This window comes from Bradyrhizobium sp. DOA9 (genome assembly GCF_000617845.2).
Taxonomy (GTDB): Bacteria; Pseudomonadota; Alphaproteobacteria; order Rhizobiales; family Xanthobacteraceae; genus Bradyrhizobium.
Genome location: NZ_DF820425.1, coordinates 1,042,643 through 1,056,666, shown reverse-complemented (window position 1 = coordinate 1,056,666; position 14,024 = coordinate 1,042,643). Strand labels below are relative to the sequence as shown.

At 64.2% G+C, this 14,024-nt stretch carries 16 protein-coding genes; 5 read left to right on the top strand and 11 right to left on the bottom strand.

The window, feature by feature from the left end:
* Positions 1-2: 2 nt before the first annotated feature.
* The 4 genes from rlmH to BDOA9_RS04830 form a co-directional block, all read right to left on the bottom strand.
* A complete protein-coding gene (gene rlmH, locus BDOA9_RS04845; protein ID WP_025032824.1) occupies positions 3-485 on the bottom strand; it encodes a 23S rRNA (pseudouridine(1915)-N(3))-methyltransferase RlmH in 483 nt (160 codons plus the stop codon).
* A 93-nt stretch (positions 486-578) separates the two neighbouring features.
* Complete coding sequence (rsfS, locus tag BDOA9_RS04840) at positions 579-935, bottom strand: ribosome silencing factor (protein ID WP_024338888.1); 357 nt, start codon at positions 933-935, stop codon at positions 579-581.
* A 208-nt stretch (positions 936-1,143) separates the two neighbouring features.
* Positions 1,144-1,788 (bottom strand): nicotinate-nucleotide adenylyltransferase, encoded by a 645-nt coding sequence (locus BDOA9_RS04835; RefSeq protein WP_025032823.1) that lies wholly within the window; start codon positions 1,786-1,788, stop codon positions 1,144-1,146.
* A 20-nt stretch (positions 1,789-1,808) separates the two neighbouring features.
* The gene (locus BDOA9_RS04830) at positions 1,809-3,104 is read right to left on the bottom strand and encodes a glutamate-5-semialdehyde dehydrogenase (RefSeq protein ID WP_025032822.1); all 1,296 of its coding nucleotides are present in this window, start codon (positions 3,102-3,104) and stop codon (positions 1,809-1,811) included.
* A 193-nt stretch (positions 3,105-3,297) separates the two neighbouring features.
* Here BDOA9_RS04830 and BDOA9_RS04825 point away from each other — a divergent pair, with 193 nt between their 5' ends.
* Together BDOA9_RS04825 and BDOA9_RS04820 are read left to right on the top strand one after the other, a co-directional pair.
* Positions 3,298-3,576 carry a type II toxin-antitoxin system ParD family antitoxin gene (locus BDOA9_RS04825; protein ID WP_025032821.1) on the top strand — a complete coding sequence of 93 codons (279 nt, stop codon included), beginning with the start codon at positions 3,298-3,300 and terminating at the stop codon, positions 3,574-3,576.
* Complete coding sequence (locus BDOA9_RS04820) at positions 3,557-3,853, top strand: type II toxin-antitoxin system RelE/ParE family toxin (RefSeq protein WP_025032820.1); 297 nt, start codon at positions 3,557-3,559, stop codon at positions 3,851-3,853. The genes BDOA9_RS04825 and BDOA9_RS04820 overlap by 20 nt, the downstream gene beginning before the upstream one ends.
* An 11-nt stretch (positions 3,854-3,864) precedes the next feature.
* Here the strand turns inward: BDOA9_RS04820 and proB are convergent, their stop codons facing one another.
* Positions 3,865-4,986 (bottom strand): glutamate 5-kinase, encoded by a 1,122-nt coding sequence (proB, locus tag BDOA9_RS04815; RefSeq protein ID WP_025032819.1) that lies wholly within the window; start codon positions 4,984-4,986, stop codon positions 3,865-3,867.
* 188 nt (positions 4,987-5,174) lie between these two features.
* Between proB and BDOA9_RS04810 the strand changes: the two genes are divergently transcribed.
* On the top strand, positions 5,175-6,143 hold the full coding sequence (locus tag BDOA9_RS04810; protein ID WP_025032818.1) for a Bug family tripartite tricarboxylate transporter substrate binding protein: 969 nt from the start codon (positions 5,175-5,177) through the stop codon (positions 6,141-6,143).
* 148 nt (positions 6,144-6,291) lie between these two features.
* Here the strand turns inward: BDOA9_RS04810 and BDOA9_RS04805 are convergent, their stop codons facing one another.
* From BDOA9_RS04805 to BDOA9_RS04795, 3 genes are all read right to left on the bottom strand, one after another.
* Positions 6,292-7,926 carry an alkaline phosphatase family protein gene (locus BDOA9_RS04805; protein ID WP_025032817.1) on the bottom strand — a complete coding sequence of 545 codons (1,635 nt, stop codon included), beginning with the start codon at positions 7,924-7,926 and terminating at the stop codon, positions 6,292-6,294.
* A gap of 199 nt (positions 7,927-8,125) precedes the next feature.
* Positions 8,126-9,166, bottom strand: coding sequence for a GTPase ObgE (gene obgE / locus BDOA9_RS04800; protein ID WP_025032816.1), 1,041 nt, complete (start codon positions 9,164-9,166; stop codon positions 8,126-8,128).
* An 86-nt stretch (positions 9,167-9,252) separates the two neighbouring features.
* Positions 9,253-9,735, bottom strand: a complete 483-nt coding sequence (locus BDOA9_RS04795; RefSeq protein WP_025032815.1) for a MaoC family dehydratase — start codon at positions 9,733-9,735, stop codon at positions 9,253-9,255.
* Between the two features lie 275 nt (positions 9,736-10,010).
* On the opposite strand from BDOA9_RS04795, the gene BDOA9_RS04790 reads away from it, so the two are divergent.
* Positions 10,011-10,925: a DMT family transporter gene (locus tag BDOA9_RS04790; RefSeq protein ID WP_025032814.1), complete on the top strand. Its 915-nt coding sequence runs from the start codon at positions 10,011-10,013 to the stop codon at positions 10,923-10,925.
* Between the two features lie 31 nt (positions 10,926-10,956).
* On the opposite strand, the gene BDOA9_RS04785 is transcribed toward BDOA9_RS04790, so the two are convergent.
* The 3 genes from BDOA9_RS04785 to rplU all read right to left on the bottom strand — a co-directional run bounded on the left by BDOA9_RS04785 (position 10,957) and on the right by rplU (position 12,451).
* The gene (locus BDOA9_RS04785; RefSeq protein ID WP_025032813.1) at positions 10,957-11,550 is read right to left on the bottom strand and encodes a GNAT family N-acetyltransferase; all 594 of its coding nucleotides are present in this window, start codon (positions 11,548-11,550) and stop codon (positions 10,957-10,959) included.
* A gap of 148 nt (positions 11,551-11,698) precedes the next feature.
* Entirely contained in the window at positions 11,699-11,968 is a 270-nt protein-coding gene (gene rpmA / locus BDOA9_RS04780; RefSeq protein WP_025032812.1) for a 50S ribosomal protein L27, read from the bottom strand.
* Between the two features lie 102 nt (positions 11,969-12,070).
* A complete protein-coding gene (gene rplU, locus BDOA9_RS04775) occupies positions 12,071-12,451 on the bottom strand; it encodes a 50S ribosomal protein L21 (RefSeq protein ID WP_025032811.1) in 381 nt (126 codons plus the stop codon).
* Positions 12,452-12,782: 331 nt separating this feature from the next.
* Between rplU and BDOA9_RS04770 the strand changes: the two genes are divergently transcribed.
* Positions 12,783-13,907, top strand: coding sequence for an ROK family protein (locus BDOA9_RS04770; RefSeq protein ID WP_025032810.1), 1,125 nt, complete (start codon positions 12,783-12,785; stop codon positions 13,905-13,907).
* Positions 13,908-14,024: the final 117 nt, after the last annotated feature.

The window sequence follows — 14,024 nt, the reverse complement described above, 5'->3', positions numbered from 1 at the left end:
CATCACGCGCGGTGATAGGGGTGGCCGGCCAGGATGGTGGCGGCCCGATACAGCTGTTCCAGAAGCATGACGCGGACCATTTGGTGCGGCCAGGTCGCAGAGCCGAACGCGATCGCGAGCTTGGCCTTACGGCGCAATTCGGGCGAAAGTCCGTCCGCCCCTCCGATCACGAAGATAGTATGTCCGGCACCCTCGTCGCGCCAGCGCGCCAGATGCCGTGCGAATACGGTGGAATCGAGATTCTGGCCGCGCTCGTCCAGCGCCACCAGGATCGCCTTGTCAGGAATATGCGCGGAGATCGCCGCGGCCTCTTCAGCCATCCGTGTCGCGATGTCGCGTGCGCGGCTTTCGGGAATTTCGTGGATGCCGAGCTCGCGGAATCCGAGCTTGCGGCCGGCCTCCTCGAACCGCTCGAAATAGCGGTCGGCAAGCTCCCGTTCGGGGCCCTGCTTCAGCCGGCCCACCGCAATGACAGCAACACGCATGATTTCAGGAGTCGCGTTGACGAGACCGCGCGCAACAGGCGCGCGCACGACGCTAGCATGCGCGCCAGCCGATTCGAAATCGGCCAGATGAGCCTAGATCGCCTTAGCAGCCCCTGGGCCCTGCGTGTACAACCGCTCCAGGTTGTAGAACTCGCGGACCTCGGGTCTGAACACGTGCACGATCACGTCGCCGGAATCGATCAGCACCCAGTCGCAATTGGGCAAGCCCTCGACATGGATGTTCTTGATGCCGTTTTCCTTGAGGCTCTTGGTGACGTTTTCCGCGATCGCGCCGACGTGCCGGTTCACCCGGCCGGTGGTGACGATCATGTAGTCGGAGTACGCCGATTTGCCGCGAAGGTCGATGGTGACCGTCTCTTCCGCCTTCATGTCCTCGAGGCGGGAGAGGATCAGGCTCAGCGTCTTGTCGGCGTCGGGTTGCGCCTTCAAGGCCGCAGCTTTGGTCGATGTTTTACGCGTAGGCTTGGCAACCTTGGGTAAAACAGGCTTGGACAATACAGATGCGGTCAGGGACCATTCCTTTCACTGTATCGCGAACGCCGAATCCGGCGCCCACCGGTTACACTACATCATGTGGGGTTAAGGGTTTCAATATGCCAGAGAGCCCGTAGTCCACACCATGTCCGTACACTTCGTCTCACTTCGTACCTTTCCAGCTCCCGTCCGGGTTCCGTAAGCCGGTCGAGGAGAGGTTCAGTTTCAATCCGGTCAGGAACACCCAGGCCGGGGCCGGCCGATCTGCAAGCAGAGCCGCCTTTTTTTCGGGCAGACGGTAGCGCGATAACGCCTGGGCTGCGGGCGAGCCGAGCGCGCGAAAACTCTGCGGCGGGCGATCGATCACCGCCATCGGCACCTGGGCGGCGATGCGCCGCCAGTCCTGCCAACGATGGAATTGAGCGAGATTGTCGGCGCCCATGATCCAGACAAAGCGCAAGCCGGGGAAGCGGCGGCGCAAGGTGTTGATCGTGTCGATAGTATAGCGGGTGCGAATGACGGATTCGAGACAGCTCACCTCGATGCGCGGATCATCGGCGACGTCGCGCGCGGCCTGCATGCGTTCGCCGAGCTCGTGCAGCGTGCCGTTCTCCTTGAGCGGATTGCCCGGCGTGACCAGCCACCAGACGCGATCGAGCTGCAATCGCTTGAGTGCGAACTGGCTGATGGCGCGATGCGCCTGATGCGGCGGGTTGAACGAGCCGCCGAGCAGGCCGATGCGCATGCCCGGCGTCGAGGGCGGAACCGCTTGCGCCACGAAGCGCGGCACGACGAGATTGTTGCTCAATGCCCGCCCCGCGACGTCACTTACGGCCGCGTCTGCCCGGTGCCGCGAACGCGATATTTGAAGCTCGTCAATTGCTCGGCGCCGACCGGGCCGCGGGCGTGGAAGCGGCCGGTAGCGATCCCGATCTCGGCGCCGAAACCGAACTCGCCGCCATCGGCAAACTGCGTCGAGGCGTTGTGCAGCACGATCGCGGAATCGACCTCGCTGAGGAATTTCTGCGCCGCCGCCTCATCCGCGCTCACGATCGCGTCGGTGTGATGCGAACCGTGGTCCTGGATGTGCGCGATCGCGCCGTCGACGCCGTCAACCACCTTCGCCGCGATGATCGCGTCGAGATATTCGGTGTCCCAATCCTCCTCGCTCGCCGGCTTGACGCGCGCATCGGTCTTCTGCACGGCCTCGTCGCCGCGCACCTCGCAGCCGGCATCGAGCAGCATCTCGACCAGCGGCTTCAGGTTCGCAGCAACGGCGGCACGATCGACCAGCAGCGTCTCGGCTGCGCCGCAGACGCCGGTGCGCCGCATCTTGGCATTGAGCACGATCGACTTCGCCATGGCGAGGTCGGCGCTGGCATCGACATAGACGTGGTTGACGCCTTCGAGATGCGCGAACACAGGCACGCGCGCTTCCTGCTCGACGCGCGCGACGAGGCTCTTGCCCCCGCGAGGCACGATCACGTCGACGGTGCCGTTCAGGCCCGACAGCATCATGCCGACCGCCGCGCGGTCGCGCGTCGGCACCAGCGTGATCGCAGCTTCCGGCAGGGCGGCTTCGCGCAGGCCCTGCACCAGGCAGTCATGGATGGCACGGCAGGAGCGGAAACTGTCCGAGCCGCCGCGCAGGATCACGGCGTTGCCGGACTTCAGGCACAGCACGCCAGCGTCGGCTGCGACGTTCGGCCGGCTCTCGAAGATCACGCCGACGACGCCGAGCGGCACGCGCACGCGCTCGATCGTCATGCCGTTCGGCCGCTGCCAGCTCTCCGTGACGATGCCGACGGGATCGGCGATGCCGCGCACGATGCCGATGCCTTCGGCCATGCCCTCGATGCGCGCCGGCGTCAGCGTCAGGCGGTCGATGAAGGAGGAGGTGGCGTTGCCGGAGGCGTGAGCCTCCGCGACGTCCTCGGCATTGGCGGCGAGAATTTTCGCCGTGTTGGCGCGGATCCCCCGCTCCATGGCTTCCAGGGCCCGGTTCTTCTGCTCCGGCGGCGCCAGCGCCAGCACGCGCGCGGCCGCGCGGGCACGGGTTCCGAGATCGGACATCAGCGCCTGAAGATCGGCATTGCCGTCAACGGCTTTGAGGGGGGCGGCCATGGGAGTTCAACCTTCTGCTAAGGCGGTGTCCTAGCACGGAAATCCCGCTTTTGCGAAGGGCAGGGAGGGTATGGCTGGGGTTCGGTTGGCGCCGTCAGGTGGGTCGATGGGCCGGTTGCGCCGGAGGAAGGGTGCATCCTTGCAGGATACTCAAATATCAATAAGTATCATATTTTGATAACGGAGCCGTCCCATGGCGAGCAGCTACAGTATCGGCAAGCATTTCGAGGACCTGATCGACACCCTGGTGGAGAGCGGTCGCTATGCCAGCGCGAGCGAGGTCATGCGCGAAGGCCTGCGCCTTGTCGAGGAGCGCGAGGAGCGGCGTAAGCTCAAGCTGCAGGCGCTGCGAGAGGAAATTCAGAGGGGTTTTGACAGCGGGCCGATGGAGGAGGTCGGCGATATGTTCGAGCGGATCAAGTCAGAGGGGAGGAAACGTCTGGCGGCCAAAAATGGCAAGAAGACCGCTTAAGAGTCCGCAGACAGAGATCGACCTCACGGCAATCTGGGACTACATCGCCGCAGATAATCCGAGAGCGGCTGACGCGCTGCTCGATCACATCGACGCAACATTCAATATGCTGGCAGAGACGCCGTTTGCCGGTCGCGAACGGAGGGAATTGCGTGCGGGATTGCGCAGCTTTCCGGTGGGCAACTATCTAATTTTCTACGTACCGACACCGGACGGTATCGACGTTGTTCGGGTCATGCACGGCCGACAGGATATCAACGCCGACGACATGCAATAGCCGCGGTTGGCCTACCCGCCCACCACGAGATCATCCCGATGGATCATCTCCGCCCGGCCGCTGATGCCGAGGATGGTCATCACATCGGGGGAGGAGCGGCCCTTGATGCGCTCGGCGTCGTCGGCGTCATAGGCGACCAGGCCGCGGCCGACCTCGCTGCCGTCGGGGCCGCGCACGATCACGGCATCGCCGCGGGCGAACTGGCCCTCGACCTTGATCACGCCGGCCGGCAGCAGGCTGGCGCCGGCACGCAGCGCCGTCACCGCCCCGGCGTCGATGGTCAGCGTGCCCTTCGGCTCCAGCGTGCCCGCGATCCAGCGTTTTCGCGAGGTGATGGGATTGGCGGGCGTCAGGAACCAGGTGCAGCGGCCGCCATCGGCGATTGCCTGCAGGGGATGCTCGATCTTGCCGGAGGCGATCAGCATGTGGGTGCCGCCGGTCGTCGCGATCTTGGCCGCCTCGACCTTGGTGCGCATGCCGCCACGCGACAGCTCGGACTCGGCATCGCCCGCCACGGCCTCGATCTCCGAGGAGATGCTCTCGACCACCGGAATGAGCTTGGCGTTCGGATTGTTCTTCGGCGGGGCGTCGTAGAGCCCGTCGATGTCGGATAGCAGCACCAGCAGGTCCGCGCTCGCCATGGTGGCGACGCGCGCGGCGAGGCGATCATTGTCGCCGTAGCGGATCTCGGTGGTCGCCACCGTGTCGTTCTCGTTGATGACGGGGATGGCGCGCCATTCCAGCAGCTTGCCGATGGTGGAGCGCGCATTGAGATAGCGGCGGCGTTCCTCGGTGTCCTGCAGCGTCACCAGGATCTGGCCGGCGCCGATGCCGTGTGCCCCGAGCACCTCCGACCAGATCCGCGCCAGCGCGATCTGGCCGACCGCAGCCGCGGCCTGGCTCTCTTCCAGCTTCAGCGGTCCGCGCGGCAATTTCAGCCGGCTGCGGCCCAGCGCAATGGAGCCCGAGGACACCACGAGGACGTCGCGTCCCTCCTGGTGCAGCTTGGCCATGTCGTCGGCGAGCGCGGCGAGCCAGGACGAGCGCACCTCGCCCTTGTCGGAATCGACCAGCAGCGCGGAGCCGACCTTGACGACGATGCGGCGGAATTGACTGAGTTCGGGGCTGGCCATGGCGGTCGTCAAATTGCTCTGTCGCTGATCCGGCGGAGCGAAAAGGGCGGCGCCGATGCGGCTAGCTATTGCAGCAGGACGGTGGCCGGCGCAAGGCAGCGGAGCCGGCAAATAGGCCTAACGGCGCCCTTGTCTGCCGAGGCTCGGGCAGTCTATGCCTCGAATAATCAATAACGAGGGAGGATGACGTGGACCGACGCAGCTTCATCGCCGGAGGCCTCTCGCTGCCCTTGCTGGCGCAGGCCAGTGGAGCACATGCTCAATCCGGTCCGCTGACGCGCATCATCTTCCCGTTCGCGGCAGGCGGCAGCGGTGATGCCTTGTGTCGTCTCATTGCCGAGCAATTCAGCGGCCCGCTCGGGCGAACCATGATTGTCGAGAATCGTACCGGTGGCGACGGGTTGATCGGAATCAGGGCCGTGAAGGGCGCAAGTTCCGACGGCACTACAATCCTGGTGACGACCGGTCCGACCATGTACCTGCTGCCGATGGTGGAGAATCAACCGAGCTTCGACGCGGCCAGGGATTTCGTCCCCGTGTCGCAACTAGTTCGCTTCGAGTTTGCCGTCGTTGCAAGTCCCGCGATCGGGGTGGGTAGTTTCAGTGAACTCGTCACCTGGTTGAGGGCAAATGTCGCAAAGGCCACCTATGGGACACCAGGCAGCGGCAACATCCCGCATTTCCTCGGATGGCGACTTGAACAGATCCTCGGTCTTTCAATGACCCGGGTGCCCTATCGCGGGAGCGCGCTCGTCATGAATGATCTCATCGCCGGCCATCTGCCGTTCGGCATCACCACGGTCTCCGATGCGATCGCGCAGCATCGTGCCAACGGCGTGAGGATCCTCGCGATTGCAAGCGCAGAGCGCTCGCCCTTCGTCCCCGATGTGCCGACGCTGAAGGAAAGCGGCATCGATCTCGTTGCCGACGGCTGGTACGGCATGTGGCTCCCCGCCGGCAGCCCGCCGGATTTTGCGAGCAAGCTCAGCGCCGCCGCGAGCGCGGCGCTTGCCAAGCCCGAGGTGAAGGAGAAGCTGATGGCGATCGGGTTGATACCGGTCGGCTCGACGCCGGAGGGATTGACGAAGGAGCTCGCCGCGAACACCGCGCTGTGGCAGCCGATCGTGAAGGCGACGGGGTACAAGATCGAGAATTGAGGTCTCTCCTCCGTCATTGCGAGGAGCTCTTGCGACGAAGCAATCCAGAGGCCCTCCGCGGAAAGATTCTGGATTGCTTCGCTGCGCTCGCAATGACGATGTTGATCGATGCGCGATCGTGTCGCTGATGCAGAATCGCGGAGAGCAGCTACATCTTCGCGCGCTGCGCGATGCCGTCCTTGATCGCGGCAAGCTCTTTCTCGTCCCAGATGCCGATCAGAACGCCGTTCTTCACCTGGAGCTGGTTGTCGGCATAGGCCGCGATTTTCTCGCGCGGCGTCGTGATGTGATCGTTCGGATGCAGCGCCCAGTCGAACAGCTCGGCCTGCAGCCGCGCGATGATGCCGGCGCAATCAGGGTCGTCGCCACGATCCAGATATTCTTCCGGATCGGTTTCGAGGTCGTACAGCATCGGGCGGAAGCCTGAGGCGTGGATGTATTTCCAGCGGCCGTCGAACACCATGAACAGACGGCAGCGCTCGATCGGCTGGTTCAGCTTCAGCCGCACGTCCTGCATGGAATAGTCGTATTCGGAGAACGCCACCTTGCGCCAATCCGGCGGCGTCGGCCCACGCAGCAGCGGCAGCAGCGAGCGTCCTTCGAGGATGTGGCCGGGCACCTTGCCGCCGAAATAGTCGACGAAGGTCGGCGCGAGATCGATTCCCTCGACCAGCGCATCGCTGCGCGTGCCGCGCGTGGCGTCGGCTTCCCTTGAGGGGTCGATGATAACAAGCGGGATCTTTGCCGACTGTTCGTGGAACAGGTCCTTCTCGCCCATCCAGTGATCGCCGAGATAATCGCCGTGATCGGACGTGAACACGATCATGGTGGTCTCCAGCAGGCCGCGCGCCTCCAGAAATTTCATGAGCACGCCCATCTGGTCGTCGATCTGGGTGATCAGCCCCATATAGGTCGGGATCACCTTCTCTCTCGCCTCGTCGCGCGCCATGTTGCGGGAGTAGCGCATGTCCATGTAGGCGCCGAACACCGGATGTGGATTCTGCCGCTCGCGCTCCGAGCGGATCGCCGGGATCATGTCATCGGTCGAATACATGCTGGCATAGGGCTCCGGCGCGATATAGGGCCAGTGCGGCTTGATGTAGGACAGGTGCAGGCACCACGGCCGGCCGTCGGTCTCGGCCTCGCTGATGAAGTCCATCGCGCGCCGCGTCATGTAGGGCGTCTCGGAATGCTCCTCCGGCACGCGCGCGGTCTTGTCGGCATGCACCAGCAGCCAGCCGTTCTGCAGGCTGCCATCCTCGGCAGCGCCGGAATTGGCCCAATGCTCCCAGGGATTGGTGGCCTCGAAACCTTGCTGGCGCAGATACTCGTCGTATTTCGGACGCGGCCGTCCCGTCGGATGCAGGCCATCGTCGCGCTCGTACGGCTCAAAACCGCATTCGGCGACATGCACGCCGATCATCGACTCCGGTGGGATGCCGAGCGCCTTCATGCCTTCGATATCAGGGGCCATGTGGGTCTTGCCGACCAGCACGTTGCGCACGCCGATCTTTTTCAGATGATCGCCGAGCGTGGGCTCGCCGACGCGCAGCGGCCATCCGTTCCAGTGCGAGCCGTGCGAGCGCATGTAGCGGCCGGTGTAGAACGACATCCGCGAGGGGCCGCAGATCGGCGATTGCACATAGGCCTTGCTGAACAGCACGCCGCGCTTCGCCATGGCGTCGATGTTCGGCGTCTTCAGCGTGGGATGGCCGGTGCAGCCGAGATAGTCATAGCGAAGCTGGTCGCACATGATCCAGAGAACGTTCTTCGCGCGCGCCATGCGTCTATCTCCGCCTTTTTTGATTTGCTGAATGCTGCTCTATCGACGGAGCGAAGACAACCTCTCCCGAAGGGAGAGGTCGGCGCGTAGCGCCGGGTGAGGGGTTACGCTCCCTCGTGGGACCTCTCCCCCCTCACCCGATTTGCTGCGCAAATCGACCTCTCCCCGTTGGGGAGAGGTGTCGAGAGAGCGTCGCCCGCTAAGCCGACCACGGCTCCGCTTCGGCCGCACTCTTCGCCTTGGCGGAGACCGGGCTCTCGCCGATCACGTCGGCCAGTGCGCGCAGCGCTTCCTTGACGCCCTGGCCGGTGGCGCCGGAGAGCAGCAGCGGCGTCTTCTTGGCGGCCCGCTTCAGGCGGTCCTTCTGCTTCTTGAGCTCGTCCGGCTCGACCGCGTCGATCTTGTTCAGCGCGACGATCTCGATCTTGTCGGTGAGCTGGCCGCCATAGGCATCGAGCTCCTTGCGCACCGTCTTGTAGGCCTTGCCGGCATGCTCGCAGGTGGCGTCGACTAGGTGCAGGAGCACGCGGCAGCGCTCGACATGGCCGAGGAAGCGGTCGCCGAGGCCGGTGCCCTCATGCGCGCCTTCGATCAGGCCGGGAATGTCGGCGAGCACGAACTCGCGGCCGTCGGCGTTCACGACGCCGAGCTGCGGATGCAGCGTGGTGAAGGGGTAATCGGCGATCTTCGGCTTTGCGGCGCTGACTTTTGACAGGAACGTCGACTTGCCGGCATTGGGCATGCCGACCAGGCCGGCATCGGCGATGAGCTTCAGCCGCAGCCAGATCCAGCGTTCCTCGCCGGGCTGGCCGGGATTGGCGTTGCGCGGGGCGCGGTTGGTCGACGATTTGAAATGCGCATTGCCGAAGCCGCCATTGCCGCCCTCGGCCAGCACGAATTTTTCGCCGACCTTGGTGAAGTCGTGGATCAGCGTCTCGCGGTCCTCGTCAAAGATCTGCGTGCCCACGGGAACCTTCAGCACGATGTTCTTGCCGTTGGCGCCGTGGCGGTCCGAGCCCGAGCCGTTCTCGCCCTTCTGGGCCTTGAAGTGCTGCTGGTAGCGGTAGTCGATCAGCGTGTTGAGGCCGTCGGCGACCTCGATGATGACATTGCCGCCGCGGCCGCCATTGCCGCCGGAGGGACCGCCGAATTCGATGAACTTCTCGCGGCGGAACGCCACGCAGCCGTTCCCGCCGTCACCGGAGCGGATATAGACCTTTGCTTCGTCAAGGAATTTCATGGGCCATAGGTAGGCCAGCAGGCCCCCAGCGGCAACCCGGATTGGCCCGCAAATCGGCGGAATTTCCGCGAATTCGACCCCCTTGCTTAACCCGTCGGCCGTTTCCGGATCAGGAATTTCTGCGTGCCCTCCAGCACCAGCTCCTTGCGCTGGTTGAATACGGTGCTGCGAAGCACGACCGTGCCGGTCGAGCGGCCCGGCACCAGCTCGGAGACCTCCAGTGCGGGATAGAGGGTGTCGTCGGCGAACACGGGCTTGAGGAAGCGGCTCGATTGCTCGAGGAAGCCGACCAGGGAGTCCTCGACCAGGAACGGAAACAGGCCGGCGCCGGGCGCGGTATGGATCAGGGTCTGGAAGCCGTGGGCGAGCAGATGCGGCATGCCGCGGCTGCGGCAATACTCCACGTCATAGTGCACGGGATGCGTGTCGCCGCTCGCGGTCTGGAATGCGGCGAACAATGCCGAGGTCTGGGTGCGGCTCGGCAGCACGAAGCGTTCGCCCACGACGAAATCCTCAAACCAGCGTTGCGCCCTGATCATGCGATGCTGGGCCGGATCGAAATCGGTCATGGCTTGGCTCTCTTCCTGGCTCTCGATGTGGCCTGTATCGCTACCGCGATGCGAAGAGTGCGACAATCCGTTCAATTTGGCGTAGCGGGCTTGTCCCGGCGGCTCACGTCATTAAAACGACCGCAAGCGACACTGGTCGCGATGATTCCGCGCTCTCTCCGCTCGTCATTGCGAGCGAAGCGAAGCAATCCAGACTGCTACCGCGGATGCAGTCTGGATTGCTTCGTCGCAAGAGCTCCTCGCAATGACGGGCCCCCGAACTCAGACTCGTTGCAATGCCCCTCTTCAAGAACCTCTCCGCCTATGACGATCGCTCCGCGCGCCTGGCCGGCATCGGACTCATGGTGCTGTCGATCTTCATGTTCTCGTTCGGCGATGCCATGGGCAAGTTCCTGGTCGGGACCTATTCGGTGGGGCAGCTCTTGTTCCTGCGCGCCTGCGCGGCGCTGCTGCTGCTGTCGCCCTTGATCTGGAAGCAGCGCGACCTGTTCCTGCATCTGGAGCGGCCGGGCCTGCAGCTGGTTCGCGTCGTGCTGTCGACGCTGGAAGTCGCAGCCTTCTTTCTCGCAACCGTCTATCTCCCGCTCGCCGACGTCATCACCTATTATCTCGCCGGTCCGATCTTCGTCACCGCGATGTCGGCGATCTTTCTCGGCGAGAAGGTCGGCTGGCGGCGCTGGACCGCGATCCTGATCGGGTTCTGCGGCGTCCTGATCGCGCTGCGGCCGTCGGCGCAGACCGTCAGCCTGCCGGCGCTGATCGCGCTCGGCGGCAGCCTCTCCTTCGCAACCCTGATGCTGATCACGCGCAGCCTGCGCAAGACGCCCGACATCGTGATGGCGTCCTCGCAATTCATCGGCACGTTTTCGCTGGGGGCGATGCTGTCGGCGTTCCACTGGGTGCCGCCGACGCCGGGCAGCCTCGTGATCTTCGCGCTGGCCGGATGTGTTTCGGTGACGGCGCTGTTCTGCGTCAACCGCTCGCTCAAGCTGGCGCCGGCGAGCGTCGTCGTGCCCTATCAATATTCGATGATCGTCTGGGCCGTGATCTTCGGCTTCGTCGTGTTCGGCGACGTTCCGTCGATCGCAACACTCGTCGGCGCCGCGATCATCATCGGCGCCGGGTTCTACATCTATTTGCGCGAACGCGATTTGGGACGTCCGAGCAGCGAAGTGAATCCGCCGGCGTAGCGCTTACCCTCCCCCTCCAGGGGAGGGTAAGTTACCGCACCCGCCGCGCACTGCTCCAGCTCTTCAGCGAGGCCCAAACCCCGCGTGACAGGCGGAAGCAGTCGACGGGCGTCGAGGAGCCGAGCGCCAGGAAGCGGTGCAGCTGAACGCCGCTCCACTGGAAGCCGCACTTCTCCAGCACCTTGCGCGAGGCCGGGTTGGTGACGCGCGCGCCGGCATAGAGATGCTCGTCCTCGAACTCCTCGAAGAAGAAGTCGATCGCGCCGCGCGCGGCCTCGGTGGCAAAGCCGCGGCCCCAATGCTCGACGCCGAGCCAGTAGCCGAGCTCGGCATTGCCGGGCCTGGAGCAATCGATGCCGACCATGCCGACCGGCCCGCTGTCGTGCTCGATCAGGAATACGGTTTCGCTGCCGAGCGCGGCGGTGGCGCGGATGAAGTCCGCGGCGTCGTCCTGCGAATAGGGATGCGGCAGGCGGCGCGTGTTCTCGGCGACGCGGCGGTCGTTGGCGAGCCGGGCGATGCTCCTGACGTCGGCCAGCGTCGGCCGCCGCAAGGTCAGCCGCTCGGTGGCGACGACGCTCGGTCTCGCCTCGGCCAGGGTCACGCTCGAAAAATCCTGCAACATGTCCGGCTCCGTGAAAGTCACTAATGCAAAGTGAGCAACGAAAAGGGGAGGCCGGTTTCCCGCCTCCCCCTGGAGCCTTCGATCTTTTGAGATCTTTAGGACTCCGCCGGTTCAGTCGGGACCGGCGGACTCCGTTTTTGTCCACCGTCTATTCAGCAGCCTCGGCAAGCGGGAGCACCGATACGAAGGTGCGACCATTGGCTTTGGCCTGGAACGCAACGCGGCCCTCGATCTTGGCGAACAGAGTGTGATCCGTACCCATGCCGACATTGAGGCCGGGGTGCCAGGTGGTGCCGCGCTGACGCGCAATGATGTTGCCCGGCGTGACGATCTCGCCGCCGAACGCCTTGATACCGAGGCGCTTGCCCTTGGAATCGCGACCGTTGCGCGATGAACCGCCTGCTTTTTTGTGAGCCATGGCTCGTCTCCAAAATCCTGCGTAGTTCTAGGTCAATTCCTTGACGGAATCATTTCAAAATTTCTCACGCATCAATTCGTGAATTGGCGTGATCGATTTCCGTTACTCGGCGGCTTCCGCTGCCGGCGCCGCCTTCTCCTTCTTCGGACGCGGGCCCTTGGTGGGCTTGGCGCCGTCGGTCAGGATCTCGCTGATGCGCAGCACGGTGATCTCGTCGCGATAGCCGCGCTTGCGGCGCGAATTCTTGCGGCGGCGCTTCTTGAAGGCGATGACCTTGGGGCCGCGCTTGTGGTCGAGCACCTCGACCGCGACGGACGCGCCTGCCACCGTCGGAACGCCCAGCACCGGCGTGTCGCCGCCGACCACCAGAACTTCATTCAACTGCACGATCGAGCCGACTTCGCCTTCGATCTTGCCTACTTCGAGAACATCATCCGGCACGACGCGGTATTGCTTGCCGCCGGTTTTGATGACTGCGAACATCGTTCTTTCTCCGTGTTCAATCCCGGCCTCGGGACGTGGTTCGTCCGGGTCGGCTTTTTGTCAGTCGCTATGGGTTTACTGCGTTTTGTGCGGGTGGGTTTTATCCCGTTGAAAACCCACGCAAAAACAAGCGGCGCGAGAAACGCCCCGCGCCGGCTGTGGGACTTATAGCTGCCGAGCGCGCCAAGTCAAGGAAAACCGCCGAAAAGGCCCGGATTTGAAGGATTTGGCCGCGCTGAAAGCGCGCAGCCGAATCTCGGGCGGGCCATGCAACAAACGGGTTCCCCCGCAGTTGTCCCGGCCGGAACAGGCAAGCGGGGCGAGGGCTCTCATGGCAACGGACGAACTGGTCAAGACAACGGGCATCGCCCAGCATGGCGCCGAACGGCTGCCGTCGGTCGATGTCGACAGCTTCAACATCGAGATCAAGGACGAGGACGGCTTTCTCGGCGACCGCGCCAGCAAGGGCGCGTTCCGCGAGGTTCTCGAGCGCTGGCGCAAGCCGCTGCGCAAGACGGGGGAGGATCCGTTCGGCAAGGTGCCGACCGAGGAGATCAACAAGAAGACGCTGGATGCCATCCTGGTCGGCGACGACACCGAGGCCTCGGCCGTGGTGCACAGCGCGATCGAGGATTTCTCCCAGGAGCTCGCCTATGTCACGCGCCGCTTCCTCAAGACCAAGGCCTGGGCCAAGACCGAGCGCATCGTCGTTGGCGGCGGCTTTCGCGATTCCCGACTCGGCGAGCTCGTGATCGCGCGCGCCGAGATCATCCTGAAATCGGAGGACTTCAAGATCGACCTGCAGCCGATCCGCCATCACCCCGACGAGGCCGGCCTGATCGGCGCGCTGCATCTGGCGCCGTCCTGGATCTTCGAGGCCCATGACAGCATCCTCGCCGTCGACATCGGCGGCACCAACATCCGCTGCGGGGTGGTGGAAACGAGCTGGAAGAAGGCCAAGGACCTGTCGAAGGCCAAGGTGGTGCATTCGGACCTGTGGCGTCACGCCGACGACGAGCCGACGCGCGAAGGCGCGGTCAAGCGGCTCACCAAGATGCTGAAGGGGCTGATCACGGAAGCCGAGAACGAAGGCTACAAGCTCGCGCCGTTCATCGGCATCGCCTGTCCCGGCGTGATCAATCCGGACGGCTCGATCGAGAAGGGCGCGCAGAATCTGCCCGGCAATTGGGAGAGCAGCAAGTTCAACCTGCCGGCGAGCCTGCTCGAGGGCATTCCGCAGATTGGCGAGCACGACACCGCGATCCTGATGCACAATGACGGCGTGGTGCAGGGCCTCTCGGAAGTGCCGTTCATGCAGGACATCGACCGCTGGGGCGTGCTCACCATCGGCACCGGCCTCGGCAATGCCCGCTTCACCAACCGCCGCAAGGAGAGCGGAAAGGAGAAAGACCGGGATTCCACGGAGAACGGGAAGAAAAAGAGCAAGAACGACTAAGATAGCGTTTTCAAGCGAAGTGGATTCCGGTTCGCGTCAGGAAAACGCGTCCAAACAAGAGCTGGAGCCCCGTCGGGGCTCCAAAGTAACCTTGACCGGTTAGGTTAAGGACCGGAT

What these genes read in the sequence shown, in the direction of transcription:
- rlmH (WP_025032824.1), bottom strand. Translation starts at nt 485, where the DNA reads ATGCGTGTTGCTGTCATTGCGGTGGGCCGGCTGAAGCAGGGCCCCGAA.
- BDOA9_RS04830 (WP_025032822.1), bottom strand. Translation starts at nt 3,104, where the DNA reads ATGGCCGCCCCCCTCAAAGCCGTTGACGGCAATGCCGATCTTCAGGCG.
- BDOA9_RS04825 (WP_025032821.1), top strand. Translation starts at nt 3,298, where the DNA reads ATGGCGAGCAGCTACAGTATCGGCAAGCATTTCGAGGACCTGATCGAC.
- BDOA9_RS04820 (WP_025032820.1), top strand. Translation starts at nt 3,557, where the DNA reads ATGGCAAGAAGACCGCTTAAGAGTCCGCAGACAGAGATCGACCTCACG.
- proB (WP_025032819.1), bottom strand. Translation starts at nt 4,986, where the DNA reads ATGGCCAGCCCCGAACTCAGTCAATTCCGCCGCATCGTCGTCAAGGTC.
- BDOA9_RS04805 (WP_025032817.1), bottom strand. Translation starts at nt 7,926, where the DNA reads ATGGCGCGCGCGAAGAACGTTCTCTGGATCATGTGCGACCAGCTTCGC.
- obgE (WP_025032816.1), bottom strand. Translation starts at nt 9,166, where the DNA reads ATGAAATTCCTTGACGAAGCAAAGGTCTATATCCGCTCCGGTGACGGC.
- BDOA9_RS04795 (WP_025032815.1), bottom strand. Translation starts at nt 9,735, where the DNA reads ATGACCGATTTCGATCCGGCCCAGCATCGCATGATCAGGGCGCAACGC.
- BDOA9_RS04790 (WP_025032814.1), top strand. Translation starts at nt 10,011, where the DNA reads ATGCCCCTCTTCAAGAACCTCTCCGCCTATGACGATCGCTCCGCGCGC.
- BDOA9_RS04785 (WP_025032813.1), bottom strand. Translation starts at nt 11,550, where the DNA reads ATGTTGCAGGATTTTTCGAGCGTGACCCTGGCCGAGGCGAGACCGAGC.
- rpmA (WP_025032812.1), bottom strand. Translation starts at nt 11,968, where the DNA reads ATGGCTCACAAAAAAGCAGGCGGTTCATCGCGCAACGGTCGCGATTCC.
- rplU (WP_025032811.1), bottom strand. Translation starts at nt 12,451, where the DNA reads ATGTTCGCAGTCATCAAAACCGGCGGCAAGCAATACCGCGTCGTGCCG.
- BDOA9_RS04770 (WP_025032810.1), top strand. Translation starts at nt 12,783, where the DNA reads ATGGCAACGGACGAACTGGTCAAGACAACGGGCATCGCCCAGCATGGC.